We start from the raw sequence: 26,340 nt of genomic DNA, 5'->3' as shown, positions 1-26,340 counted from the left end.
GTAAGGTACTTATTCTGGTTCTCCTGATTAGGAGAAAAAGGCTTCTACCTGATCGTGATCGTGAGAAGCATCTCTCGCCTCGTGATCACGCACCGCCTGATTGCTCGCCGCCATAAACGCCTGCGCGACTGCCATCAGCACGTCCCGATGCTCGGAAACTCCTTTGAAATGACTGCCGTTTGCACTGACTGTCACGATGGCTTCCCCTGTCGCATGCTCGCCGGAAGACAGGGAATAGAGCTCCATGTCGGTGAACTCCACCTCGAACGGCAACGCCTGCTTGATACCTGCGACCAAAGCCTCGACAGGTCCCTCACCCGTGCCAGAGTATGCTTGTTCTTCTCCTGTGGCATTGTTCGTAATCGTGCAGGAAGCCATACGATTTCCAGATGTCCCTGTCAACACCTGTGCATTCACCAGAGTAAATGGCTCCAATACCGCATTCACCGTGTGTCCTACCAGCTCGAGCAGCTGATGATCCTGCACGACCTTTTGCTTGTCAGCCAGCTCTTTAAACTGGTTGTACAAGGTCTCCATTTGCTCGTCTGTCAGCTGCACACCAAATTCGTTGACCCGGTGCTTGATGGCATGTCGTCCGGAATGCTTGCCGAGAATGATCATGTTACGAGGAACACCCAGTCTTTCTGGATCCATGATTTCGTACGTGCTGCGCTCTTTCAAGAGACCATCCTGGTGAATCCCCGCTTCATGCTGAAAGGCATTGCGACCGATAATCGGCTTGTTGAAAGCAATCGGGAAGCTCATCGCACGGCTCACTTTTTGCGAAGTCGTGTAAATGTGTTCCGGTCTGATTCCGGTCTCCGCGTCCAGGGCTTCCTTGCGCGTCTCAATTGCCATCACCAGTTCTTCCAAGGAGCAGTTGCCTGCCCGTTCACCGACGCCGTTGACCGTTACTTCGACTTGGGTCACACCTGCGCGGATCGCCGCCAGACTGTTCGCTACCGCCAGACCGAGGTCATTGTGGCAGTGTGCGCTAAACTCGACCTTGTCGCTACCCCGGACGTTTTTCATGACGCGAGTGAACATCGCTCCGTACTCTTCAGGCAGTGCGTATCCAACCGTATCCGGAATATTGATAATGGTCGCTCCCTCTTCAATCGCCGCTTCAATCATCTCAAACAGGAACTCGTCTCCCGTCCGTGTCGCATCCATCGGAGAAAATTCGATCCGGTCGACGAACTGTTTCCCGTATGCAATCATAGCCCGAGCAATCTGAATGACTTGCTCTCTGGACTTCTTCAGCTGGAAGTCCAGATGGATGTTCGAGGATGACAAGAAAATATGCAGTCTGCGTCGCTCTGCTGCTTCTGTAGCTCGAACTGCTGCATCGATGTCTTCCTTCATCGCGCGGGCAAAGCCACAAATCTCCACTCCATGCACTTCTTGAGAAATACGCTGTACGGCCATGAAGTCCCCTGGACTGGAAATGGGGAAACCCGGTTCGATGACATCTACACCAAGCTCTGCCAGCTGCTTGGCAATCACGATCTTTTGCTCGGGGTGCAGAGAAGCACCTGGTGCTTGCTCGCCGTCACGTAAAGTAGTATCAAAAATATGGATTCGTTTTGTCATGGGTATTGCCTCCTCATGGGGTAGTTGTTTTCGTCTTTTTTGGGAACAGAAAAAGCCCGCCGTCTCCTATACAAGAGACGACAGGCCTGTCAGCTGCCGCGGTACCACTCTCGTTGATCCCCTTTTGTAGAGGGAATCCACCTCGTTGCCCCGATGACGTGAGACGATCCGTCAAGGTCTACCGTCCATCGTCTACCATGGCTCTCAACCTTGCCGCTCCCGGGTGAGATTCAAGCATTTCCTGACTGCGTCGCACCTACCCGCAGCTCTCTGGACAAGAAATTCGCTTTACTAGCTCCCGTTCTTTGCGTTTGATTATATGTCGTTTTTTCAACTAAAAAAGGCCTGTCGTCTCTATTCGAAGAGACGACAGACCTTGTCTATCGCGGTACCACTCTCGTTGACCCCTGGCCAAAGCCGGAAGTCCACCTCAAGTACTGATCACATACGATCAGTACGACCCGATCACGGAGGTAAACCGTCAGAACTTACTTACTCGATGCAGCGCTACATCTTTTCAGTCCTGCCGCTCCCGGGCGAGTTTCATTGGCTTCTCTGACTGCGTTGCACCTTCCCGCAGCTCTCTGGACAGATCACACCACTTACTGTTCCCGTTCTACGCGTTGTTTGTTATCGATGTTTGAAATTGTATTCCGTTTGTTTGCGCTTGTCAATGGCACTTGATGATAAACATTATTTTATTAATCAACATTTCATCTAATACCAGCTCTGGGGCTGGTTGGGTTGAGACACTCCATCGAAAAAACGATGAATTCACCTGTTACACAAGCAAGGAAAGAATGAGCGACACGGAGTTATCAACGAATGATCGCTCGGGACGAGACTTCATCATCACAGTAAGTCCGATTAGCGACACGACTAATGTCTGTGCGAGAGCTTTTGCATGTAGATCCTTGGAAAGCTCTCCTGTTTGGATGCCGCGCTCAATAGTTTCCTGGAAGAGTACGGATAGATACATCTGATGCTCCCTTGTAAGGATTTCAAATATCTCGTCATGAGGCGCTAGTTCTACCATGGTATTGATGCAAAAGCACCCACGATTGGAACCTCCCCCATATTCCGCTTCCACTAACCCCTCAAAATACGCGCGAAACGCTTCTTTTACGGATGGACGGCTCTGCAGCTTGGCTCGAACATAGGTAACGTGAGATCGTGTGTATTTGCGTAACGCAGCTTCGAATAATTCCTTTTTGCCTCCAAAGGCGGCGTACAAGCTCGGGCGCTGAATCCCCATTTTAGCTGTCAAGTCACTTAAAGATGTAGCTTCGAATCCCTTTTCCCAAAATAGTTGCATGGCCGCTTCCAAGGCCTTGTCCTCATCAAATTCACGAAGTCGAGCCATATAAACGCCCCTTTTTATATCGGTCAGTATATTATGATTTTATATGTAGCAGGAACTGATGTCAACTTCCGCATAGATCATCAGCATCTAACACTCCACGGCGTTGACAAACCAAGTTTTCAGGAGTTATATTTTTCTAAACTCATTTTGTACCAATCAGTATATTATACTTTTCGGTACATAATCATCAGAAAAAGGAGTGTAAAAGATGGCGAAGATGAATCCTAGAGGTGCAGTCATTGCAGACGAGTGCGTCGCTGATCTAGAGAAGATAGATGGGGCGCTCAAATGTGTCCCCGTCTCTCCCATGCCACGCTATGTGGCACTGTTATTTGCAGTTGCCTGCGGCTTGGCCGTTTCCAATATCTACTATGCACAGCCGTTGCTTGACGCTCTGGCAAGCGAGTTCGGTATCTCCCATGCATCCGTAGGCATCGTAATTACCGTTACACAAATTTGTTATGCGCTTGGCCTATTCTTTTTGGTACCACTCGGCGATTCTCAGAATCAACGCCTGCTTATCGTAGGTATGATGCTTTTTAGCGCGGTAGCGCTGATTGTAGTGGGTTTTGCTCCCACCATCCCTGTGCTGTTCACGGGCTTAGCTGTTGTCGGAATGCTGGCAGTCGTGACGCAGGTACTCGTATCGTATTCGTCCACTTTGGCTGCTCCGAACGAACGTGGACGAATTGTCGGCCAGGTGACAAGTGGAGTAGTCATCGGGATTTTGCTCGCCAGGACCGTTGCTGGTGTATTCACTGACCTTCTCGGTTGGCGTTCTGTCTATCTCGTCTCTGCAGCGCTCACGCTTCTCATGGCTGGTGCATTATTTTGGTTACTACCGAATTATCGAGTGGAGAAACCTTCACTAGCCTATCCGCAGCTACTTCGCTCGGTGCTCGAGCTCTTTGTGCAAGAGAGGGTCCTACGCATCCGCGCCCTGCTCGCTTTCCTGATCTTTACTGCTTTTAGTACGCTATGGACTTCGCTGGTGCTACCTCTCAGCTCGCCTCCCCTGTCTCTTTCGCACACCGCAATCGGGGCATTCGGTCTCGCTGGAGTTGTGGGAGCACTAGCTGCAGCCAGAGCGGGTCGACTCGCTGATCGAGGCTTAGGTCAAAGGACTACCGGCATTGCACTGTTGCTGTTGTTGGTATCGTGGTTACCCATCCGCTATACCGAATTTTCGTTGCTTGCTTTGGTTATCGGCATCGTTCTCCTTGACTTGGCTGTTCAAGCTGTTCATGTCACCAACCAGAGCTTGATTTTTACCGTTCGTCCTGAGGCGCGAAGTCGGCTTACCGCCGGTTACATGATATTTTATTCGATCGGCAGCTCCACGGGCTCTATCGTTTCGACTAGCATATACGCGTACGCTGGTTGGAGCGGGGTTTGCCTGTTTGGTGCCAGTGTCAGTGCGTTGGCCCTCCTATTTTGGGCTTTGACGCTCCGTACATCGGACATCGTAAAAAAGGAATAGAAAGAACACGAACAGACCTTTGAGATATTCCTCAAAGGTCTTGCTTTTTCACGAGAAGCCTTACCTGTTATCCGTGCTGGGCTGAGAGCCATCCTACGATTTTTTCTTGCAGCTGTTCCATTTGGCGGGAGAAACTATGGTCGGCCTCCTCGATCAAGTACAGCTCTTTTGGCCCTGCATACACCTTGGTAAAATGCTCTGAGCCTTCTGCAGGTACCGCCGTATCCGCTGTTCCATGAATCAAGAGCACCGGATTGTCATAGGTTTGGCAAGCCTTCAATGGGGAATGTCCATGCTGGATGATGTCACGAACGAAATCAGGTTGCAAGGCCATCCCTTTTCCGTAAAAATGACTGATTCTCTCTCCAGACTCCGCCGCTGCCCAAAGCTCGGGGCCAAGGATCGTATCGTGAAAGTTTTCCTGTGTGTGAATCACGGGAGCTAATGCCATTCTACCGGCTACTGGTAGATTTGCGTCATCGTGGAGGAGCACGATGCAGCCTCCTAGACTATGTCCGAGCAAGTAGATCGGGGAGTTTTGAAAAGCCGGTTGTTCCTGTACCCACTCGACGACTATGTGCAAATCGTCTTTCCAGCCAGAGATCGTGGTATCACGTTCAAATTCGCCCGCACTTTCTCCCGAGCCTGAAAAATCAAACCGGACAGCCGCATAGCCTGCCGCTTCTACCGTGTTCGCCAGACGCAAGACGAACTGATTTCCCCCTACTTTTTCACCCGTGAACCCGTGGCAAAAAATGATAACGGGCGGATTCTCAACCTTTTCTGGCGTGTGAATCATTGCTGATAGACGCTTCCCATTTCGCTCCACCCATTTGTGGTCCTTCACAGCGATCCCCTCCCCCAATAAATTCCTATTATACGTTCCATTCCATTTTTTTTGCAACATTTTGACGGTAGTCTGATTGATAACAAGACAAGCACAGCCACTCCTTTCGAAGCGCGGCTGTGCTTGTTTTTTCGTTACCTATGTTTTTGGATTACGGCTTCTGAATCCGAAAGGAAGGAGCGAACAGCGTTTCTTGCCCTAGTTGTTGGTAGTCTCTCTCTACGTAGCCTTGTCTCATTTTTTCAAAGTAGCGCTGCCCTCTTGCCTTGATTTCCTCCAGGTCTATGCCTGGAATCAATCGGTCCTTCATGACGACACGTCCCCCGATAATCGACAGCTTGACGTCGCGACCAGAGCCGGACATGATCAACGTACGGATCGGGTCTTCGATCGGTCCGAGGTGAAAGCCATCCAGGTCGATGACGATCAGGTCCGCTTTCGCTCCTGGAGCCAATCGCCCCAGATCCTCCCTGCCCAAGAAGCGAGCCCCACCCAATGTGGCCGCTCGGAAAATGTCCGCGTAAGACGAATCTACGACATCTCTCTCCAAGAGGCGGGAGAACATGCTTGCCGTCCGGATGTTTTGGATGAAATCAGGAGGGAAGGTATCTGTCCCGATCGCGATGTTAATGCCGCGCCGTTTGTAGCGGGCAAATGTCTCCAGCGCATCTCCGTGACGCCCAATCACCAGCGGGCAGTGGATCACCGTAGTGCCTGTCTCCTGTAACATCGCCAGGTCGTCTCCTTCCCCGATCGACGCTCCACTGTATCCGGGAACATAATGAGCATGAGGAATGGCTGTTCTCTCGCCTAGAAAGCCCAAGTTATGCAGGAACTGGACAGGGGATTGATTGTGTCGGCGGTGCATTTCGTTGTATTCAAAGCTGCCTTGAGCGGCATGAAGGCGGATCGGGCAGCCTAACTCCTCACTGTAGCGCTTGGTGTTGATTAAATTGTCCGGCGTCTGTGTCTCGATCCGCTCTGGTGCAAGCATCCCACGGATCAGACCGTTATAAGCACCATCGAAATCTTTCACGAATTGAACCGCTCGTTCCAGGCCTGCACGTCCCTCTTCTTCATTCCACAGAACTTCCATTTCACCGTTTGCCTTTACTACTCGCATCCCCGACTGATAGCTCGGCCCCATGTACATCCGCAAGCCCAAGCGTCCTGCATGCTCGGCTGCGGCTGCCAGCTCCTCGTACGTCTCCGCCCAGCGTTTGTAAAAGACCGATGTGATCGGCATCGCTGTCGTCACGCCGTTTAAAATCAGCTGGCTGTAGGCGTACAAGGATTTGAACGCCTCTTCTTCAGGAGTCATGACCTCATGGTAGCCTTGGCGGTAGTACTGTTCGGACCAGAGCAGGTTCTTTTGTCTGCTGGCTGGAGCCTCCAAGTGAACGATGTCGTGATCGATATCTCCCAAAGCATTTAAGTCGATGAACCCCGGACTGACCACCGCGTTGCCAGCGTCGAGTACCTCATCCGTTTCCCCCTCGTACTTATGACCGACGAACAGGATCGTATCATTCTCATAAACCACTTCACCATCTCGAATGATCACGTGGTCATCCCCGTCAAAACCGATGACATATTTGGCTGTCACTTTCGTTTTCATCTAGCGCTCCCCCTCGTGCTTTTTCTTCCTCTATGTGTCCAAGACTTCTTCTGACTATCGTAAGAAATATTCTGGCAAATGTGTTGCACTCACTTTACTTGTATTTGCACAATCTTTACTACTTTTTGAAAATAACGTTTTTTCATCCAACACGTAAAGATCATGCAAAAAAAAGTAAAGAACCTGAAACTAGATGTTCGAAATATTCTTTACAATTTAAGTGACAACATGACCATAATGAAGTAACTGCCCGTTTGAATGAGACGAATGAAGGGACGGATTTTGCATGATGAATGCTTTTTGGTTAACAAATGTACGCTTGGACAGCGGTTTTGAAAAGGGACCAGATGGAGTCGACCATACTCTTACGGAATTATCCCACCTGCTCATTGAGGATGGACGCATCGCTCGAATCGAATCGGCCGATCAGCCCTTGAACACGCCCCTGCCTACGCAGGATGCCCATGGACTTTTAGCTCTTCCTTCGTTTGTGGAAAAACATAATCACCTCGACAAAACCTATGCGGGCGCAGCCTGGAAATCGTGTCTGCCACCGAAGAAACTCATCGATCGCCTGCAATTCGAAGAACAAGAAATGCCACTGATTTCCGGCACGACCAAGCAGCGCGCGCAAGCCATGCTCTCCTGGTTGCTTGCTGGCGGGGCTACTCACGTGAGGACACACGTGAACATCGATCCTTTCATTGGTCTGAAAAACCTCGAAGGAGTGCGCGAAGCTCTGGAGTCTTACAGCGACAAAATGACCTACGAAATCGTAGCATTTCCTCAACAAGGCCTGTTGCGGACAAAAGCGAGCGATCTGATGAGGCAAGCCATGCGCGAGGGCGCTACTCACGTCGGTGGATTGGACCCGGCGGGCATCGATAACGAGCTGGAAGGCTCCCTGCGTGAAATGATGGACATCGCGGTAGAAGCCAACGCTGACGTCGATATTCACCTGCACGATCCTGGCACACTCGGTTTTTATACGATCAAACGAATTCTCGACCTGACCGAAGAGGCTCGCTGGCAAGATCGGATGGCGATCAGTCATGCCTTTGCACTCGGAGACGTGTCCCCCGAGGAAAGCACCGAAATGGCGGATCGCCTCGCGCAAAATGGCGTGCAGATCATGACGACCGTCCCGATCAATCGCCCGATGCCTCCTGTACCGATCCTCCATGAAAAAGGAGTGCGTGTCGCGCTTGGCTATGATGGCTTCTACGATTCCTGGTCTCCCTACGGAACCGGTGACATGCTGGAGAAGCTGAACCGTCTGGTTGAGCGTTATCGTTGGGTGGATGAGCGTTCTCTCGTTCAGTCGCTCTTTTTCATTACGGGTGGAAAAACGACGCTGGACAAGGAAGGGAAACGCGCGTGGCCGATGGTGGGCGACGAGGCGAGCATCGTCTTTGCAGAAGCCAGCTGCTCTGCTGAAGCGGTGGCGAGACGTTCGCGACGTGCGGCTGTCATGTTTAAAGGGAAGATTGTGCTTGGGGAGCTGGAAAACGCAGCCATTGGTGCTGGGGAGTAACGGTAGAAAACGGCACAGATAGATCTTTTGATTTACAAAGAAAACACCGCAAAAAGCCGGTGTTTTCTTTGTATCAGGCAACAACACAGTTCATTCTACATGGTTCTCCTAAAAGTGCGGATCCCTCTTACAACTCCCGCAGCACTGCCCTCACTGGACTCCCATCTGCCTCGACAAGCGGGAGGGGAAGCGCGATTAACTCATAGTCACCTGGCTGTACGTCTTCCAGTACGATCCCTTCCAATATGTGAATGCCAAGGCGGGTGAGCTCGTGGTGCGCAGGAAGTTCCTTGCTATCTAGCAAATCAACGGAAGGAAGATCTAACCCGATGAGACGGACTCCGAACTGGGCGAGATAGACGGCCAACTCCGGTTCCAAAAAAGGAATGCTTTGTGGAAACGCCTGACGGTTCACCCACGCGCCAGTGCGGATCAACAGCCGGCTGACCCCTTCCAAATTCACGTTTTTCACATCATCAATCCCGATCGAGTTCGTAGCAGGAATGTGAATGACGCGCGCTGGTCCGACATATAGCTCCAGATCTAGATCGATGACTCGCTTCCCTTCATCATCAAAATGAAAGGGCGCATCGATATGGGTTCCCGTATGAATACTCATGACGATTTTCCCTACATTTACAGAACCGCTCTGTGCTTGGTTCCAGGCCAAGGAGAATGAAAACGGCGTATCTCCCGGCCAACCCGCTACGTGGTTATCCAGTCGTTGTGAAATGTCGATCAGTCGTTTCAAGGAAAGCCCCTCCTACAATTGCGTGCGCAGACTCCATAGCTCAGGGAAAAAGCGATGATCCAGTGCACGCCTCAAGTAGCTGACCCCGGACGATCCCCCAGTTCCTGACTTTTGCCCGATAATCCTCTCAACGGTATTCATGTGATTGAACCGCCACTGCTGCTGCTGGCTTGCAATGTCCACCAGTTTTTCAGCTAGCTCATACAGATCCCAGTACTTGTTTACATCGCGATACACGGTCAGCCATGCCTGCTCTACACTCTCGTTAGGCTGGTACATCTCCGACCAGTTCCGTTGCAAGCAAACAGCTTCTACCGGCAATCCGCGGTTCGCCATGGCGGCAATGGCCGCGTCATAAATACTGGGCGCGTCCACTAATTGTTTCAGCTTGCTGTACAATTCTGGCTCGTGCTGATAGACGGAAAGCACATGCTCATTTTTGTGTCCGAGCATAAACTCAATCATCCGATTTTGATACGATTGGAAACCGGAGGAATAACCCAGTTTGTGACGGAATTGCATGTATTCAGCTGGTGTGAGCGTAGAGAGCACGTCCCACGACTTGATCAGCTGCTGTTGAATACGAGATACCCGAGACAACATTTTAAAAGCCGGCTCTAGTTGATCCTCCTGTATGCTCACCATGGCAGCGGACAGCTCGTGCAGGATCTGTTTCATCCACAGCTCACTCACCTGATGAATCACGATAAACAGCATCTCATCATGATGATCGGACAATCTCGTTTGACTAGCCAGCAGCCGATCCAATTGCAAATAATCACCATAGGTCATGTCTTTGCCGAAATCCGTATGAATGTCTTTTTCCAGTTCATTGCTGTTATTGATCTGATGTTGCCCCGATTGATTGGTCATCCGCGCAGGTCTCCCCTTTTTTATCCCAATTTAACCGATTGTTTGAACGCTAACGTCAAGCGCTCCATCCCGATCTGAATTTTTTCCGGACTGGAGTGAGTAAAATTCAGTCGAAGCGTATTTTGCTTCGGATCTTCTACAAAAAACGGAGCTCCGGGAATGAATGCTACTCCATGCTCTAAGACTTGTGCCAACAATTCGGTCGCATTGATGCTCTCATGTACCTTCACCCAGATAAACATCCCGCCTTTGGGCTCTACCCAGGAAACCATGCTATGATCCAAAGTTTTTAAATAATTTTGCATGATGCTCATATGTTGATAGTAATTTTTGCTGAGCATCCGGATATGTGCATCCAGGTCCATGTCTCGTAACAAGTAGTACAATGCTTGTTGATCCAGCGGGCTCGACATGAGATCTGCTGCCTCTTTAATCTGGGACATATATTTGAGCACGGGTTCAGGTCCCGTCACCCACCCGATGCGCAGTGAAGGGACGACCGTCTTGGAAAAGGAGCTTGTATAGACGACCTGCGTTTTACGATGATCCATGGCGGCGATGGGCGTGTACTTTTCTTCCGCATGAAACTGAATGTCTCCATACGGATCATCTTCTAGAATGATCGTATTGTATCGATACGCCAGCTCCAGCAGAGCCACACGTCGCTGCTCGCTCCACACTTTTCCATCGGGATTCGAAAAGGTAGGGACAACATAGATGAATTTCGGCTGGTATTGCTTGATTTTTCTTTCCAGATCTTCGGGGTCCATCCCATCTTTGTCCCCTTCTACGGCAACCACTTTCGCCTCGTACGATTCAAAGGACTGAACCGCAGCCAAGAACGTTGGATTCTCCGTCAAGACCACATCTCCCGGTGAAAGCATCACGCGACTCAGTAAGTCGATCGATTGTTGCGACCCTGTCGTCAGCAAGATATCCTCCGGCTTTGCCTGGATGCCTTTGGACTTGATCCGTTCGCTAATGGCTGCCCGTAATGGCATGAATCCCGTTGTCAGCCCGTACTGCAGACTTGCATTTCCCGATTCAAAAACTCTTTCAAACGCCTGTTTTATTTCTGCATTTGGGAAATAGGGTTCATACGGATTCCCTCCAGCAAAAGAGATAACATCCTTCCCCTTTTTTTGGATCATGCCACCAATCTCCCGGATAGCCGAGGTTTTAAACATTTTGGTCCGCTCTGCAAAACGATAGCTCATAGTCTGAACACTCCTTTCCATTATGTAAAAGTTTAAAAAATGAGAATATTATTTCGAGTGGGATAGTTAGAAATATGACGCGATGTCATTAATATAAAATAAATGTGACATGACGTCAAGTAATGCCATCTAACCGTCGTTGGCGCCTTTGATTTCCTATCATATTTGTGTAATATCAGTAATAGAAAAGGAAATATGGTCGAAAAGAGGAGCATACGTGACGAAGATCACCGAACATATAGACGGTAGAAATCTACGCTCGATCAATACCCGTAAACGATTACTTGCTGCCGGTCACGATATATTTATTGAATATGGATTTCAAAAAGCAACCATCTCCCAAATCATCAAAAAAGCAAAAACCGGCTATGGTACGGCATATGTTCATTTCAGCGGGAAGGACGACTTGTTAATCGTGCTGATGGAAGATGTCATGAATCGCTTTTATGAGATTGCGAAAATGAGCTTTGAACCAACATCCAAACAAGAAGCCATCGACATGATTACGATGCAAACGCGTTTATTCCTGGAAAACGCTATCAACGAACAAGCGATCATGCAAGTATTTGTGGAAGCCATTCGCCATTCGGATAAGGTACAGGAGAAGTGGAGCGAAATCAGAGAAAGCTTCGTGGAACAAATTGCAAAGGATGTCGCCTACGCCCAAACGAACGGACTAGCCCGGACAGATTTGGATAACTATTTGGTCGCGAGAAACTGGTTTTCGCTCAATGAAACGCATTTATGGGATATTGTGAACCATACCCATAAACACACAGTAAGCGAAATTGTTCATAATATTACGGCGCTTTATACGGGGGGACTGTATTATTAGTTCTGGGAGAAGTTCAGTGGGGTATCCAAGCATGTCCACGGCATTCCCCCCTTTATAACTAACAAAAGGGTGTCCCCTCTAGTAGCTTCCACTACTTCAGGTGACACCCCTTTTCTTTATCTAGTCATATAAAATTCATCGCATTGTCTTGTTGATGCCCTATCTGTCTCTTACAAAGAATCTTACAAGGAACCGTGCACGACCTTGCCTTTAAACATAACCGCTTGACGTTTGGAGCGGCGAGCCACGGCTTCACCCGCGGATGCAGCGTGGAGGAAGACGATGTCTGCTTCGTCGCCGACGTTTGGCCATTGGCGGTTGCCTTCTTTGTCCAGCGGTGTCTTGCCACCCGTGATGAAACCGAGCGCTTGGGAGAGGGAGAGTTCGTCCTGCTTGCGGAACCGCTCGGCGAGGCGTCCCGCTTTCTCCAAGCTGTCTCCTTGGCCAAATGGCGACCAGTGATCGGTAATGCTGTCATCTCCAAGGGAGACGGATACGCCTTTTTCATGCAGCAATGGAATTGGAATCGTCGGCTTGACGACCGGAACTGTGCTCGTGATGGAGATACCTTGCGCTGCAAGCATCTCGGCTACATCTGCTGCTTCTTCCAGACTGATGTCTGCCAGCGAATTGGCGTGGCTAATGGTGACTCTGCCTTTCCAGCCTGCATCCTCCGTCATTTTCGCCAGTCGCTTGAAGGTAAAAATCCCCAAGTGATCCGGATCGTGCAGATGCAGGTCGATCGGTGCGTCCGCTTCGACTGCCAGTTCAAAAACGGTAGCCAGCGACTTTTCGATGTTCTGATCCACAGTAGCCGGGTCGACACCACCCACGTAGGTCGCACCCATTTTCAACGCCTCACGAATATTTTCCACCTGATTGCTGCGCAACAGGCCTTGCTGAGGAAATGCGACCACTTCGACGCTCAGCTTTTCGCGGAATGTCTCGATGGCAGCCAGGGTCGCCTCCAAATTTTTCAGTCCGATATACGGATCGATGTTGCAATGAGACCGCACATGAGTCGTACCTGAGGAGAGCAAGAGGGCTAGCATCTTTTCCGCGCGCTCTTGTGCCGTCGGCAACAGTTTGGTCATGAGATTTGCTTCTTCCGCCAGTCGATCCAAAATGGTCTTGATTGGCGTGACTGCTTTCCAAGGGCCGCCGTAATACGTCTTGTCGATGTGGATGTGCATATCCCGAAAAGACGGCAATGCCAAAAGTCCAGCCGCGTCCTGTTTGGGAAGGTCGGTCTGCGGCACTTGTGCGCCGTATTCGATTCGTGCGATTCGTCCGTCCTCTATCAAAAGATGCGCTACCTCAGTCTGCGTGGCAACGACCTTATCATTTTCCTTGCGATACCCGCTCTCCAAGCGAACGTTGGTGATCCAATAGCCTGTAGACATCTATCCTGACACCCTTTCTTTGTAAAAATATACGATGCGTAAGTGAGCGCAGCCTACCACGTTCCGGATACTCGGTTGCCTTGATACAACACGACCCTACGCTGAGCGCGTCTCGCTACCGCTTCTGCCGAGCACGAAGCCTCGACCGCCATCAAGCTGGCCTCATCTCCTACCAACGGCCAAATCCGATTGCCTTCATCATCGAGCGGGATACGTCCTTCTGTGACGTATCCGAGCGCGACTGATAATGACCGTTCGTCGATCAGACGAAAGCGCTCCGCGAGTCGTCCTGCTTTTTCAAGCAAGTCCCCAGATCCAAACGGCGTCCAATTGTCTGTCAGGCTGTCGTTACCCAGCATGACGGCGACACCAGCCTTATGGAGCAAAGGAATGGGGATCGTCGGACGGTTGATGGGGACGGTAGAAGCAACAGAAATGCCGAGTGACGCTAGCTGCTGTGCCATATCCTGCGCCTCATCTACCGACACCTCTCCCAGTCCCATTGCGTGACTGACCGTGACGCGACCTTGCCAGCCTGCTTCTTCCGTCAACGCCGCTAGTCGCCTGATCGTGAATAAACCGAGATGACCCGGGTCATGCAGATGCATGTCGATATCCGCATCTGCTTCGACAGCCAGTTCTATCATCGTGTGCAGCGATTTCTCTATATTTCCGTCAACCCCGCCAGGATCGACGCCACCCACGTGCGTAGCCCCTTGACGCAGCGCTTCTCTTACACTGCCGGCCGCATTTGTACGAAGCATGCCGTAGTGAGGAAACGCGACGATTTCGTGAGACAGTCGTCCAGAAAACGTCTCAAAAGCCCCGAGCATTCCCTCCAGAAAGCCAAGTCCCACTTGCGGGTCTACGTGGCAATGCGTTCGTACGTGGGTGACTCCTGTTTCCACCAGCAAGGACAGGATGTTTTCCGCCCCCTGTCGCGATTGCTGCAAATATTTGGGTAACAATCCCTTGTCTTCTTCGTGCCGTTCAAACAAGTTTTTTACCGGTGTAGTCGCCTTCCACGGTCCACCATAGTAGGTCTTTTCCAGATGGATGTGCTTTTCTGCCATAGACGGCAAAATGAGCAGCCCTCGGGCATCCTTCTTCGGGAGACCGTCTTCCAGAATCTCGCTTGAAGGAACAATCCGGCTGATCTTTCCATTTTCAATCAGCAAATCGCATAGCTCTGTCTGGGTAGCGCTGATCGTACCTTGCTCCCGTTCATATCCGCACTCCAGGCGAGCATTGATGATCCAGTACGGGGACGGCATATGGACTCAAGCCTCCTCAGCGATCACTTCTTCCAGCTTTCCTGCTGCCAAGTTGCCACGGAAGAATACAGCTTTGCGATCCGCACGTCTCGCCACAGCTTCTGCTGTGCAGCTCGCCTCTACCAGTACAAGGCTGGCGTCTGTACCTACTGCTGGCCACAGCTGGGTACCATTCACATCCAGCGTCGTTTTTCCTCCGGTAATAAAACGCAGCGACTGGGAAAGAGACAGCTCATCCAACCAGCGGGAACGCTCAGCCAATCTCCACAAACGCTCCAGTACGTCTCCATTTCCGTACGGCTGCCAGGTGTCGAAGATGTTGTCGCAACCCACAGCTACGTCTACACCGTTTTGGTGCAGCAAAGGAACCGGTGGAATGACACGGCTGTACGGAACACTCGTGATGATCGTAATGCCTGCTTCACGCAGGATCGTCGCCATTTCTTCTGCTTCTGGTGCTGGAATGTCGCCGAGTGCAAACGCATGGCTGATCGCCACTCGTCCTTGCCACCCTGCGTCTATCGTCATGGCAGCCAAGCGCTTCATGGTGAAGGTTCCCAGATGCCCTGGATCGTGCAGGTGCAGGTCTACTCCCGCATTGGCTTCCACTGCCAGCTCCATCATTTGATGCAGAGATTCCTCAATATCTCCATCCACCATTGCAGGGTCTACACCCCCGACATGTGTCGCTCCTTGTGCCAACGCCTCACGCAGCAAGCCTTTTGCTCCCGTGCGCAACAGTCCGTGCTGCGGGAACGCAACGATCTCATGGGAGACGAGGTTCTGATAAGTGGTGAGTGCTTTTTTGACTTCTTCCAGATTGGAGATACCTGCCTCCGGATAGATGTCTACATGTGTGCGCACATGAGTGGATCCGTACGACAGAAGTACCGCGAGCAAATTCTCTGCACGTTCCTTCGTCGTCGTCGGCAGTCCTGGCAGCACGCGCTTTTCGATCTCGCAGCGTTCAATGATGTTGGAGACCGGAATGACTGCCCGCCACTCCTCGCCCAGCAAGGTCTTGTCCAGATGCACGTGTTTTTCCACAAAAGACGGGATTGCGAGCAATCCACGAGCATCCCTTTGTTGGATACCATCCTGTAGCACTTCTGTTGCCGGAGCAATCCGCGCAAATTTTCCGTCTTTTATCAAGATGTGAAACAATGAGGCTTCCGTCCCGCTGACGACACCGTTATCTCGGCGATAGCCCGTCTCCAAACGAACATTGGTCAACCAATAGGTAATGCCCATCCACCATCCATCCTCTCTGCTTTTGGCTCTCTCCATGCCTTTCTTCCCCATTATCATGCACGCTCCGCGACTAGATTTGCACAATCTTTACGTCTATTTTCACTATTTTTACGAGTTGTTCAAATTGCCTTTACTTCATACATTTTTCTGATAACTTTGGACTAAGCAAAAGGAGGGTTGCATCATGAAGGTTGAGTATGCTACACCAACCAATCAAGCTATTCCACCCAAAACTGCGGCTGCACGCCCAGGCAGGTGGCGAACTTTTTACCGCAAGCTACGCAAAAATAAACTTGCCATGGTCGGCGGCTTCATCGTCGTGTTCTACATCGCGATCGCCTTACTGGCACCACTGATCGCCACACACGATCCGTACGAAATTGATCTGGTGGGCAAGCTCAAGCCACCCTCAGCCGAGCACTGGATGGGAACTGATGACAAAGGCCGCGATGTGATGAGTCGCTTGTTGTACGGGACACGCTTGTCCATGTCCGTCGGTTTTGTTGCCGTCTTTATCGGAGCGTTTTTTGGAATCATTCTTGGTTTGTTGTCCGGCTATTACGGCAAATGGGTAGATACCGTAATCTCCCGTGTCATTGATGTTCTACTGGCGTTCCCCGGTATCCTGCTTTCGCTTGCCATTGTGAGCGCACTCGGTCCGAGCCTGTTCAACGTTATGATCGCCGTCGGTGTGTTTTCGATCCCCGTGTTCGCTCGGATCGTTCGTGGTTCGACCTTGACTGTGAAAAAATTGGAGTACATTGATGCGATCCGTTCGCTCGGAGCCAGCGATTTTACCATCATCTTTAAACATATTTTTCCAAACATTCTGTCACCGATCATCGTGCAGGCTACTATGCGCTTGGCGACAGCGATCCTATCAGCAGCCGGTCTATCCTTCCTCGGCTTGGGCGCTCAGCCTCCTTTGCCGGAATGGGGCGCAATGCTGAGTAATGGACGGGACTTTTTGTTCACGGCTCCGTACCTCGCCATGTTCCCTGGACTCGCCATTTCGACGCTCGTTCTCGGCTTCAACATCTTCGGAGACGGCCTGCGGGACGCTCTCGACCCACGGATGAAACAATAGGAGGGAATGCTCAATGTTAGTCTACCTAATTCGTCGCTTGCTGCAGATGATTCCCGTCCTGCTCGGTGTCATTTTGGTCGTATTTCTCATTATGCAAATGGTTCCGGGTGACCCTGCTGTTCTGCTCGCTGGTGAAGGTGCTTCAGCAGAAACCATCGCCAATATTCGTACACAGCTCGGCTTGGATCAACCTGTCATGGTCCAGTATTTCCATTATGTAACGGATGTTGCTACGGGTGATCTGGGCACGTCCATGCGCTCGAATCTGCCCGTGTTCGATGAGATTATGGCTCGTCTGCCTGCTACCATCGAGCTTGCCCTCGCCAGTATTTTTGTCACGATCGTACTCGGCATGATCGCTGGTATCATTTCCGCTACCAAGCAGTACTCTGCCGCTGACATTACTATCATGATCGTCGCTTTGCTCGGGGTATCCTTGCCCAGCTTCTGGTTAGGTCTGAGCCTGATCTACTACTTCTCTGTCAAGCTTCATCTCTTGCCTGTAGCTGGTTGGGGTACGTGGAAGCACGTCATTTTGCCAGCCATCACACTGGGTACGGGTGGCGCTGCGATTGTCGCACGGATGACTCGCTCCAGCATGCTCGATGTCGTACGTCAGGACTACATCCGCACTGCCAAGGCAAAAGGGCTGCGTGAACAAGTAATCATCTACAAGCACGCACTGAAAAACGCGCTGATCCCGATCATCACTGTCGTTGGTCTACAATTCGGTTACCTGCTGGGCGGTACCGTCCTCGTTGAATCCGTCTTTGCCATCAATGGTCTGGGTCGTCTGATTGTCGATGCCATCCGCATGCGTGACTTGCCTGTTGTCCAAGGCGGAGTACTCATCGCCTCTATTATTTTCGTTTTCGTAAACTTGCTCGTCGATTTGTTGTATCGCTATTTCAATAAACGAATTGACTTGAACTAAGGAGGGATCACCATGCCGGGACAACAAGATAAAATCCTGGACGTTCGCAATCTGCAAACGCACTTTTTCACAGACGATGGTGTCAGCAAGGCCGTGGACGGCGTTGATTTCTCCCTGAATAAAGGAGAGACGCTAGGTCTGGTAGGGGAATCAGGTTGTGGAAAAAGTATTACTTCCCTCTCGATTCTGCGATTGATTGCCAGTCCTCCGGGAAAAATTGTAGGAGGAGAGATTCTCTTTAAAGGTCAGGACTTGCTGAAAAGATCCGAGTCTGAGATGCGCGCCATACGTGGCAACGAGATCTCAATGATTTTCCAGGAGCCAATGACTTCACTCAATCCGGTGTACACCGTAGGAGAGCAAATCGCGGAAGTGCTGCGTCTGCACCAAAACATGGGCCGCAAAGAAGCGTGGGATAAGGCCGTCGAAATGCTCAAGCTGGTCGGTATTCCTTCTCCTGAAAAACGGGCAACGCAAGAGCCACATGAACTGTCCGGCGGGATGCGTCAGCGGGTCATGATCGCTATGGCCTTGGCTTGTCGCCCTGAAATTCTCATCGCAGACGAGCCGACTACTGCTCTGGACGTAACGATCCAGGCTCAAATTCTGGAGCTGATGAAAAATCTGCAGGTGGAGCTGGGCATGAGCATTATCATGATCACTCACGATTTGGGTGTCGTAGCGGAAACCTGCGATCGCGTGGCCGTCATGTACGCAGGGAAAGTCGTCGAGTATACGACTGCGAAAAACTTGTTCGAAAACCCTCGTCACCCGTATACGATCGGACTAATGAACTCCCTCCCCCGTCTAGATGAAGACGTGGAAGAATTGCAGGCGATCAAAGGGAACGTTCCTAGCCCTTACAACATGCCTGTCGGTTGTCGGTTTGCCCCTCGCTGTCCACATGCGACAGCGCTGTGCGAGACCCGCTTGCCTGAGCTTCTGGAGCAAGCAGATGGCAGCCAAGTGCGCTGCTGGATATACACCCCGGAGTGGGACGGACAAACGAAGACTGCTATGGAAACGGGGGTATAAACACATGACAGGACTGGTTCAACACGAGAAAAAACCGTTGCTCCAAGTAACCAATCTCAAGCAACACTTTCCCATCAAAGGCGGCATTTTCGGTCGTACGGTCAACCAAGTAAAAGCGGTAGATGATATCAGCTTTACCATTTTCGAAGGGGAGACGCTTAGTATCGTGGGAGAATCCGGCTGTGGCAAATCCACGACCGGACGTGCCATTCTGCGCCTCGACGAACCGACAAGCGGATCTGTCTTGTTCGAAGGCAAAGATCTGCTCGCCATGTCCAAGTCGCAAATGCGCGATATGCGTAAAGATCTGCAGGTCATCTTTCAGGATCCTTTCGCTTCCCTCAATCCACGACAGTCTGTATCCCAGATTCTCGGTGAGGCACTGGCGATCCAAAACATCGTCCCTGCGGGCAAACGACGTGAGCGCATTATTGAGCTGCTCAGCTACGTTGGTCTTAGACCTGATCAGATCGATCGCTTCCCTCATGAGTTCAGTGGTGGTCAGCGCCAGCGGATCGGGATCGCCCGCGCTCTCGCTATGCAGCCCAAGCTGATCATTTGTGACGAAGCCGTATCCGCTCTGGACGTATCCATCCAGGCGCAAGTGCTCAACTTGCTCAAGAGCCTGCAGCGTCAATTCAAGCTGACCTACTTGTTCATCTCCCATGATCTCGGTGTAGTCCGCCACATTTCGGATCGAGTCATGGTCATGTACTTGGGTAAAGTCGTAGAAATCGCTGACAAGAAATCATTGTTTGACAGCCCGCAGCATCCGTACACGCAGGCGTTGCTCTCCGCCATTCCTGTCCCGGATGTGACCAAAAAACAGGAACGTATCATCTTGCGTGGTGATGTTCCTTCACCGATTAATCCACCGCAAGGATGCCGCTTCCATACGCGCTGCCCGTACGCTGTGGATCGTTGCAAAACAGAAGTACCTGCTTTGACGAGCCTGCATCAGACCCATCAGGTTGCGTGTCATCTCGTTCAGTAAGTAAACATTAAAATTTGATAAAATTGAAAAGCAACAGCTTCCTCATGCTAAGATGAGTAGTAGTAAATAATGAGAAAACATCGTACAGAAGGGATCTCATGATAAGTTTTGAAGGGTTTACGTTGCTCATTCTGTTCTTCATTTTGGCTCCTATCATAGGAGCTATTGCTTTATTGTTCTTGTTTATTTTTGAAAAGCGAATCGACCTCCTAGAAAACCGAAACGTAAAGATCGAGCTGGAAAAAGAATTGCAACAAGCGCTGTACAATCAGCTAAACCAACAAATCCAGCCCCACTTTCTGTTCAATACATTGAATGTCATCCTCAGTCTGGCTCGGCTCAACCGGACCCGCGAGCTGGTACGGGCACTGGAAGTCCTGTCCCAGTTTCTCAAATTCAAGTACAAATCGACAGAGCCGCTCATCTCGCTGCGAAGAGAAATCGATTATACCGAGCAATACCTCGAGATCCAGAAGCTGCGCTTCGGGAGTCGTCTCTCCATTCATACCGACTGCCCGGACGATTTGCTGATGGCATGCATTCCTCCCTTTGTCTTGCAGACCTTGGTCGAAAATGCCTTCAAACACGGACTGGAACGCAAAATGGGGGAAGCTGTGCTGCAAATCCGATTAAGCTCGGACGATGACAAGGTCCGGCTAGAAGTTATCGACAACGGCTCTTCTAACATGGATGAGCTTCTCCATGAACTCCCATTAGTTACTGATCCCCCACCAGAAAAAAGTGGCCACGGACTGGACAACATCCGCCGCCGGCTCCACTTATGTTTTGGTGATCATGCCCAGCTTTCTTTGACCCCACAAGAAAACGGAGGGACTCAGGTGCTGGTGGAATGGCCCTATGTGATGTGTGACCCCTATGAAAGTGAGGTGAGAGGATGAACGTGCTGTTAGTGGATGACGAACCTCTGGAGCTGGATCAGCTTGAATATTTGATACAGCCCATGTTCCCCTTATGGAATCTCTACAAGGCAGCGGATGGCAGCCAGGCCATGGCAATCAGCCAGAAAGTGCCTCTCCATCTCGCCTTTCTGGATATCAATCTCCCTGGAAAATCGGGCCTCGCACTAGGCGAAGAGCTGCGTGCCCAACACCGTGACATCGAGTTGATCATCGTCACCGCCTATCAGGATTTTCATTATGCCAAACAATCCATCCGGCTCGGGGTGGAGGATTATTTGACCAAGCCCCTGATCGAAAGCGAGTTGGTCGAGCTTTTGCAAAAATACCAGAAAAGCCCTGCCCTCTCTGCGTACACCCGAGTCATTACGGACGCAATGAACATCATTCATCAGAAATTCGCGGAGAAGTTGAATCTGGCGGATCTTGCCTCTGAAGTGCATATCAATCCGACTTATCTCAGTCGGCGCTTTCACGAGGAGGTCGGCGTCTCCTTTTCCGAATATTTGATGCAGTACCGGATTCAGATGTCCAAGAAGTTTCTGCTCGGACATCCTGACTGGAGCATATCGACTGTTGCTGAGCGAACAGGCTTTAACAGCCAGCATTATTTCAGCACGATCTTTCGAAAAGTGGTCGGGAAAACACCAAAAGAGTACCGGGACAAGGGGAATGTATCTTGACCTATCAATCGTTTCGTGAATACGTCCTGGGAGCTTTCAAGATCGGCATCGGGCTAGGAGTCGTTTCCATCCTCGCCCGGTGGGTCACGGGGAATACCATCTTTGGCTCCCCAGAAGCATTGGTCAAGTACGGTATTTTCGGCGGGATTGGCTTTGCAATGATGGGGGCATTTGCTCTGATCGCCTTTGGCTGGCTCGGTCGTAAAGTTCGGAGTGATTTTTCTGGAGGCATGACCATCGGGGACTATATGCAAAACAAGCTGCATCCCTTTGGTTATTGGTTGATGATCGCCATCCTGCTCATGACCAGTATCGAGGGCATGTTTGTTCAGGGTATGGCGGGAGGTGTGCTGCTGAATATCTTGTTCGGCTTGCCCATCCCGTTGGGCCTGCTTTGTTTTTTCGTGTTCTGTGTGCTGTTTGCAGGCATTGGCGGTATTCGGTCCATTCACCGCTTTGCAAATGTGCAGATCATCATTACGTTTGCGACCGCCATCCTGATCCCGGTCTACTTCTTTGTCGGAAAAGGTGTCGAGCACGTCTTCAACGGCCTGCGCCTGTATCATCCCTATTTGCTGGTGCTGAACAACCACGAGGGCTTGCTCTTTATCGTCACAGGCGTGCTGATCGGCTTTGGACAAGTGTTTGTTGATCAGGCCACGTGGCAGAGACTCTACATGATGGAGGATAAGAAAGTGGTATCTACCTTCGTCCTGTCGGGTCTGATCTTTGCCACAATTCCGCTGGCTTTCTCCTCGTTAATTTTCATCGTCCTTTTCTCTGGTGGGTTTCATGATATCTTTTCGCTGTTGTTTGAGCTCGTCAGAAAAATCGATACGCCGTTTTTGCTCGTGCTCTTTGTCCTCTGCTCCTTTGGGGCCATTACCTCCGCGTTTGGCGCAGGTCTGCACTCGATGATCAGCCTTATGGTCAACAATGTCTATCAGCTGTTTCGTCCGCATGCGAGTGAGCGACAAAAAATACGTCTGGGCTACACCCTCGCGATTGCGATTGGTGCTGTTTCCTTTTGCCTTACCATGTATTTCACGCCGACTCTGCTCGACTTGCTCTTTTTCTTTGGCATTATTTACGCCTCCTTGTTCTTGCCTGTGATCGTGATCGTCCTGACCAAAGGCAAAGCAAGCAACTTTATTATTATCAGTGTAATAGCCGGGCTCGCGAGCGGGTACGTCAGCAGGGCATTTGTGGACAACATGAAAGCGATCTGGATCGCCTCTTCCAGCACGGCCCTCGTCCTGCTCGTCTACTTGTGCATCGCCAGTGTACGGAAGCATTATATGCGAACGAAAACCCGTACCTAGCAGCACGCGCCAATGCTCCTGACTGATTTTGGAAGGAACGAATGTCACATGCTGCGCTCCTATTTGCTACTCATCTTTTGTGTAACCGCTTGGGGAAGTAACTTCGTTTTCGGAAAAATGCTCGTTGCGGAATTCTCCCCTCTGCTGTTATCCGCTTTGCGCTTGTTATTCATCACCATTTTCCTGCTCATCTGGTCACGCGGGCGTCTTTGCATGCCCACTCTCACTCGCACGGATTGGCTGCTACTCGGAACACTTGGGATCGTCGGCGTGTTCATCAATCAGTGGTCATTTTACAAAGGGCTGGTCACCGCTGATCCGACCACTTCTGCGCTCGTTTTAGCTTTGACACCTGTCACCACGGCTTTACTGGCTGCCATTTTTCTCAAAGAATCCCTCACCCCGCGCATGGTTCTAGGATCAGTCATCGGGACCGCAGGTGTACTGTTTGTCATTTACAACGGGGCGGAGCTTCATTTTGACATCGGTATTCTGTGGATCTTTTTGACCATGATCTCCTTTGCGGTATCGATTATTCTCGTTCGTCTGCTCGGTCACCGTCTTCCACCGCTCGTCACGACTCTGGCTTCCAATCTTATCGGCTTTGGGGCGATGCTGCCGTTCGTACTCATAAGTGCTCCTCTGGCTACGGTCAGTCATCAGCTGTCGTCCTGGCTGTTGCTGTTTGTCACCGCTGTCGTGATGCATGGGATCGTCACCCTGATCTGGAATAGTCAGCTGCAGAAGGTCGGAGCGGCAAAGGCAGCGATGTTTTCCAATCTCGAACCTTTCATTGCCATGGTGTTTGGCTTATTGCTGCTGGCCAAGCCTGTCACGGCTGTACAGCTCATCGGTGCTCTCCTGATTATTGCGGGCGTCACTCTGACCACGACATCCAAGGAATCGCAAAACCAATCAAAAACCCCCTCTTTATCCCATTGATAAAATCGGAATAGTTGGGTATGACAGTTGTGATTGCCCCTCCTACTCCTTTATACTAGAGAGTACCTGGATGACTGGCGAATCACTGACTGAGATTATTCAAGGCGAGGAGGAGCTTTCCATGTCTACCGTCAAGCTTTCACAATGGGAAATGATGCTACTAGAGGCAGCCCGTGCCAATGGGTTTGTCGACGAGGAGATCATTCATAAACTGCGTACCGACAATCGGACGGCATTCGCAGAAGTAGAGGATGGTCGATTCGATTTCAGCGATCTGTTCGAGCTCGCCCAGCAAGATCCACTCACGATGGAAACGGCGATCCGCGAAGGCTATCAGATCAAATTCACAACGATCAACGGCGTCAAATTCCTGCTGAACAAGCGCTACGGACTTTCCGCCGAGACAGATTACGCCGTACAAGAAACCGCGCTGGATCAGATCCGGCTGGCGGACGACGCACTAGCCGCCGTACATACGACGCTCTCCCCAAATTGGCGCATTGTCGAGCTGGAGAAGCTTCCTTCCCATAAGGAGACAGTCGTGCGGATAGAGCTAGCTCGATAAAAGAAAGAGCACTTCCTTTTGAATAAAGGAACGTGCTCTTTTCTACTTTCATTACCCTTTCACAGCCCCCTGCGTTAGACCCTCCACCAAATATTTCTGGCAGAAAGCAAACAGCAGCATCGTCGGAATGACGGATAACACAGTGGCCGCCGACATGGCTCCCCACTCAATGTCGTACTTCTTGATAAAGGCGTTCATGGCTACCGGTATCGTCTTGACCGACTCTTCATCGATGAACAGGACTGCCATGATCAGCTCATTCCAGCATTGCACAAAAGCAAAGATAAAGGTGGCGGCTATTCCCGGGAGCATGATCGGTACGATGACTCGAAACAACGCACTGAACCGCGAGCATCCATCCATCATTGCCGCTTCCTCCAAGGCAGTAGGAATCCGCTGAAAAAACCCTGACATGATGATGGTGCAAAACGGAATCAGCATGACCGTGTAGACGAGCATGAGCGATGCCAGGCTGTTGAGGATGTGCATGCGTGACATCATCACGTACAATGGCGCCATTCCGATAAACATGGGGATCATCTGGGTGATCAAAAACCCGAGCATCACCTGCCGTTTGCCCCGAAAGGAAAAGCGAGCAAGCACATATCCGCCCAGCATGGCGATCATGACAACCACTGCTGAGGCAACCAACGATACGAGAAAGCTGTTCCAGATATACACCTGAAAGTGGGAAATACGAAAAATCTCGATGTAGTTGAGAAATGTCGTCTTTTCCGGCCAATAGCGGATCGGCAGCGCAAAGATTTCCTGCTGTCCTTTGAGTGATGTGATGACAATCCAGTACAACGGAAAGATCGCGAACGCCAGGAACCCCCCGAGCACGACGACCCTGCCTGTCTTCCACCAAACATTGTCTCGTTCCATCAGAAGTCACCTCCCTTCTCAACGCGAGTCGCTTTGACGTAAAATACGGTGAACAAGAGTAAAATCAGTACGATGATGACCCCGATGGCAGAGGCTTGACCGTAATCCTGTCCGAAAATGACCTTTTCGATCATGAACGTGGCAAATATATGCGTCGAACCGGCCGGCCCCCCGCTCGTCATCGAGTAAATGATATCAGGGAAGTTCAGTATCCAGATGACGCGCAGCAAAATCGTCACCAGCATGGTAGGCAGGATGTACGGCAGCGTGACGCTCCACAGCTGTTGAAATCGCCCGGCTCCATCCATCGCAGCCGCTTCGTACAGCTCCTCCGGGATCGATTGCAGCGCGGCGAGAATCATGATGGCAAAGAAGGCAACCCCATACCAGATATTCGCCATGATCACAGCAGCCATGGCCCATTTTCCGTCCGCCAAAAAAGGGATGGGTGCATCAATGATGCCTGTCTTCAGCAGCAAGTCATTGATGACGCCAAACTGGGCATTGAACATCCAGCGCCAGATCAGCCCAATCAGAAATCCGGACATCGCCCAAGGAAAAAAGACGAACGCCTGATAGAGTCCTCTGCCGCGAAATCGTCGCCGCATCAGCAAGGCGAGCACCAATCCAAACAGAAGCTGGAAAAACAGCGAGCATACCACCCAGAAAAAGCTGTTCATCGCCACTCTGGGGAAATCAGGGCTCGTCACGACGCCCGCAAAGTTGTCCAGTCCGATGAAATGAATGTTCAGCAAATCAAATAGCGTGTAGTTCTGAAAGGACATGACGACTCCGCGAAGTAGCGGATAGTACGTAAAAACAGCTACGAACAGCAGGGCCGGGAGAAGGCACAGAAAAATGAACATGCCTTCCCCCTTTAGCCGAAACGGCTTTTTGAGCTCCGTTGCCACCCTCTTGTTCGCCATGACGACTGGTT

At 50.9% G+C, this 26,340-nt stretch carries 24 protein-coding genes and 2 other annotated features; of the genes, 12 read left to right on the top strand and 12 right to left on the bottom strand.

Translation table 11 applies throughout. The features are described 5' to 3' along the window. Positions 1-27: 27 nt before the first annotated feature. Positions 28-1,593, bottom strand: coding sequence for a 2-isopropylmalate synthase (locus AN963_RS01785; protein WP_055742848.1), 1,566 nt, complete (start codon positions 1,591-1,593; stop codon positions 28-30). A gap of 70 nt (positions 1,594-1,663) precedes the next feature. Next, positions 1,664-1,908, bottom strand: a binding site (T-box leader). A 44-nt stretch (positions 1,909-1,952) separates the two neighbouring features. After that, positions 1,953-2,221: a binding site (T-box leader), on the bottom strand. A 153-nt stretch (positions 2,222-2,374) separates the two neighbouring features. Then, positions 2,375-2,956 (bottom strand): TetR/AcrR family transcriptional regulator, encoded by a 582-nt coding sequence (locus AN963_RS01780; RefSeq protein ID WP_055742847.1) that lies wholly within the window; start codon positions 2,954-2,956, stop codon positions 2,375-2,377. Between the two features lie 307 nt (positions 2,957-3,263). Between AN963_RS01780 and AN963_RS01775 the strand changes: the two genes are divergently transcribed. Continuing rightward, positions 3,264-4,436, top strand: coding sequence for an MFS transporter (locus AN963_RS01775; RefSeq protein ID WP_236707926.1), 1,173 nt, complete (start codon positions 3,264-3,266; stop codon positions 4,434-4,436). 67 nt (positions 4,437-4,503) lie between these two features. Here AN963_RS01775 and AN963_RS01770 read toward each other — a convergent pair whose 3' ends face one another. Both AN963_RS01770 and AN963_RS01765 read right to left on the bottom strand, forming a co-directional pair. Beyond that, positions 4,504-5,283 (bottom strand): alpha/beta hydrolase, encoded by a 780-nt coding sequence (locus tag AN963_RS01770; RefSeq protein WP_055742846.1) that lies wholly within the window; start codon positions 5,281-5,283, stop codon positions 4,504-4,506. A gap of 151 nt (positions 5,284-5,434) precedes the next feature. Then, a complete protein-coding gene (locus AN963_RS01765; RefSeq protein ID WP_055742845.1) occupies positions 5,435-6,901 on the bottom strand; it encodes an amidohydrolase family protein in 1,467 nt (488 codons plus the stop codon). A gap of 286 nt (positions 6,902-7,187) precedes the next feature. Here AN963_RS01765 and AN963_RS01760 point away from each other — a divergent pair, with 286 nt between their 5' ends. Then, entirely contained in the window at positions 7,188-8,435 is a 1,248-nt protein-coding gene (locus AN963_RS01760; protein WP_055742844.1) for an amidohydrolase family protein, read from the top strand. Between the two features lie 127 nt (positions 8,436-8,562). On the opposite strand, the gene kynB is transcribed toward AN963_RS01760, so the two are convergent. From kynB to AN963_RS01745, 3 genes are read right to left on the bottom strand one after another with little or no spacing between them, the layout of a single operon-like run. Continuing rightward, positions 8,563-9,186, bottom strand: coding sequence for an arylformamidase (gene kynB, locus AN963_RS01755; RefSeq protein WP_055742843.1), 624 nt, complete (start codon positions 9,184-9,186; stop codon positions 8,563-8,565). A 12-nt stretch (positions 9,187-9,198) separates the two neighbouring features. Further along, complete coding sequence (kynA, locus tag AN963_RS01750) at positions 9,199-10,059, bottom strand: tryptophan 2,3-dioxygenase (protein WP_055742842.1); 861 nt, start codon at positions 10,057-10,059, stop codon at positions 9,199-9,201. A 20-nt stretch (positions 10,060-10,079) separates the two neighbouring features. Continuing rightward, positions 10,080-11,276, bottom strand: a complete 1,197-nt coding sequence (locus AN963_RS01745; RefSeq protein ID WP_055742841.1) for an aminotransferase-like domain-containing protein — start codon at positions 11,274-11,276, stop codon at positions 10,080-10,082. A 217-nt stretch (positions 11,277-11,493) separates the two neighbouring features. Here AN963_RS01745 and AN963_RS01740 point away from each other — a divergent pair, with 217 nt between their 5' ends. Then, complete coding sequence (locus AN963_RS01740; protein WP_407922527.1) at positions 11,494-12,111, top strand: TetR/AcrR family transcriptional regulator; 618 nt, start codon at positions 11,494-11,496, stop codon at positions 12,109-12,111. Positions 12,112-12,293: 182 nt separating this feature from the next. Here AN963_RS01740 and AN963_RS01735 read toward each other — a convergent pair whose 3' ends face one another. The 3 genes from AN963_RS01735 to AN963_RS01725 are packed head-to-tail and all read right to left on the bottom strand — an operon-like array spanning position 12,294 to position 16,039. Then, entirely contained in the window at positions 12,294-13,514 is a 1,221-nt protein-coding gene (locus tag AN963_RS01735) for an amidohydrolase family protein (RefSeq protein ID WP_055742840.1), read from the bottom strand. Positions 13,515-13,567: 53 nt separating this feature from the next. Further along, complete coding sequence (locus AN963_RS01730) at positions 13,568-14,788, bottom strand: amidohydrolase (RefSeq protein WP_055742839.1); 1,221 nt, start codon at positions 14,786-14,788, stop codon at positions 13,568-13,570. Between the two features lie 6 nt (positions 14,789-14,794). Continuing rightward, positions 14,795-16,039, bottom strand: coding sequence for an amidohydrolase (locus AN963_RS01725; RefSeq protein ID WP_055744411.1), 1,245 nt, complete (start codon positions 16,037-16,039; stop codon positions 14,795-14,797). Positions 16,040-16,223: 184 nt separating this feature from the next. On the opposite strand from AN963_RS01725, the gene AN963_RS01720 reads away from it, so the two are divergent. The 9 genes from AN963_RS01720 (at position 16,224) to AN963_RS01680 (ending at position 24,518) form a co-directional block, all read left to right on the top strand. Next, positions 16,224-17,126 carry an ABC transporter permease gene (locus AN963_RS01720; protein ID WP_055742838.1) on the top strand — a complete coding sequence of 301 codons (903 nt, stop codon included), beginning with the start codon at positions 16,224-16,226 and terminating at the stop codon, positions 17,124-17,126. 13 nt (positions 17,127-17,139) lie between these two features. Continuing rightward, positions 17,140-18,060, top strand: coding sequence for a nickel ABC transporter permease (gene nikB, locus AN963_RS01715; RefSeq protein ID WP_055742837.1), 921 nt, complete (start codon positions 17,140-17,142; stop codon positions 18,058-18,060). A gap of 12 nt (positions 18,061-18,072) precedes the next feature. Beyond that, a complete protein-coding gene (locus AN963_RS01710; protein ID WP_055742836.1) occupies positions 18,073-19,095 on the top strand; it encodes an ABC transporter ATP-binding protein in 1,023 nt (340 codons plus the stop codon). 4 nt (positions 19,096-19,099) lie between these two features. Further along, positions 19,100-20,089, top strand: coding sequence for an ABC transporter ATP-binding protein (locus tag AN963_RS01705; RefSeq protein WP_055742835.1), 990 nt, complete (start codon positions 19,100-19,102; stop codon positions 20,087-20,089). A gap of 98 nt (positions 20,090-20,187) precedes the next feature. After that, positions 20,188-20,988: a sensor histidine kinase gene (locus AN963_RS01700; RefSeq protein ID WP_055742834.1), complete on the top strand. Its 801-nt coding sequence runs from the start codon at positions 20,188-20,190 to the stop codon at positions 20,986-20,988. After that, complete coding sequence (locus AN963_RS01695; RefSeq protein WP_055742833.1) at positions 20,985-21,689, top strand: response regulator transcription factor; 705 nt, start codon at positions 20,985-20,987, stop codon at positions 21,687-21,689. The genes AN963_RS01700 and AN963_RS01695 overlap by 4 nt, the downstream gene beginning before the upstream one ends. Then, a complete protein-coding gene (locus AN963_RS01690; RefSeq protein ID WP_055742832.1) occupies positions 21,686-23,011 on the top strand; it encodes a sodium:solute symporter family transporter in 1,326 nt (441 codons plus the stop codon). Before AN963_RS01695 ends, AN963_RS01690 begins: the two co-directional genes overlap by 4 nt. A gap of 48 nt (positions 23,012-23,059) precedes the next feature. Next, on the top strand, positions 23,060-23,953 hold the full coding sequence (locus AN963_RS01685; RefSeq protein WP_055742831.1) for a DMT family transporter: 894 nt from the start codon (positions 23,060-23,062) through the stop codon (positions 23,951-23,953). A 121-nt stretch (positions 23,954-24,074) separates the two neighbouring features. Further along, positions 24,075-24,518 carry a hypothetical protein gene (locus tag AN963_RS01680; RefSeq protein ID WP_055742830.1) on the top strand — a complete coding sequence of 148 codons (444 nt, stop codon included), beginning with the start codon at positions 24,075-24,077 and terminating at the stop codon, positions 24,516-24,518. A 51-nt stretch (positions 24,519-24,569) separates the two neighbouring features. Here the strand turns inward: AN963_RS01680 and AN963_RS01675 are convergent, their stop codons facing one another. Together AN963_RS01675 and AN963_RS01670 are read right to left on the bottom strand one after the other, a co-directional pair. Continuing rightward, positions 24,570-25,403 (bottom strand): carbohydrate ABC transporter permease, encoded by an 834-nt coding sequence (locus AN963_RS01675; protein WP_055742829.1) that lies wholly within the window; start codon positions 25,401-25,403, stop codon positions 24,570-24,572. Further along, complete coding sequence (locus AN963_RS01670; RefSeq protein ID WP_407922536.1) at positions 25,403-26,329, bottom strand: carbohydrate ABC transporter permease; 927 nt, start codon at positions 26,327-26,329, stop codon at positions 25,403-25,405. Before AN963_RS01670 ends, AN963_RS01675 begins: the two co-directional genes overlap by 1 nt. Between the last annotated feature and the right edge of the window lie 11 nt (positions 26,330-26,340).

The sequence above is a fragment of the Brevibacillus choshinensis genome (assembly GCF_001420695.1).
GTDB lineage: Bacteria > Bacillota > Bacilli > Brevibacillales > Brevibacillaceae > Brevibacillus > Brevibacillus choshinensis.
Note: the sequence above shows the minus strand (reverse complement) of the source record. Positions and strands in the feature narration are given on the sequence as shown.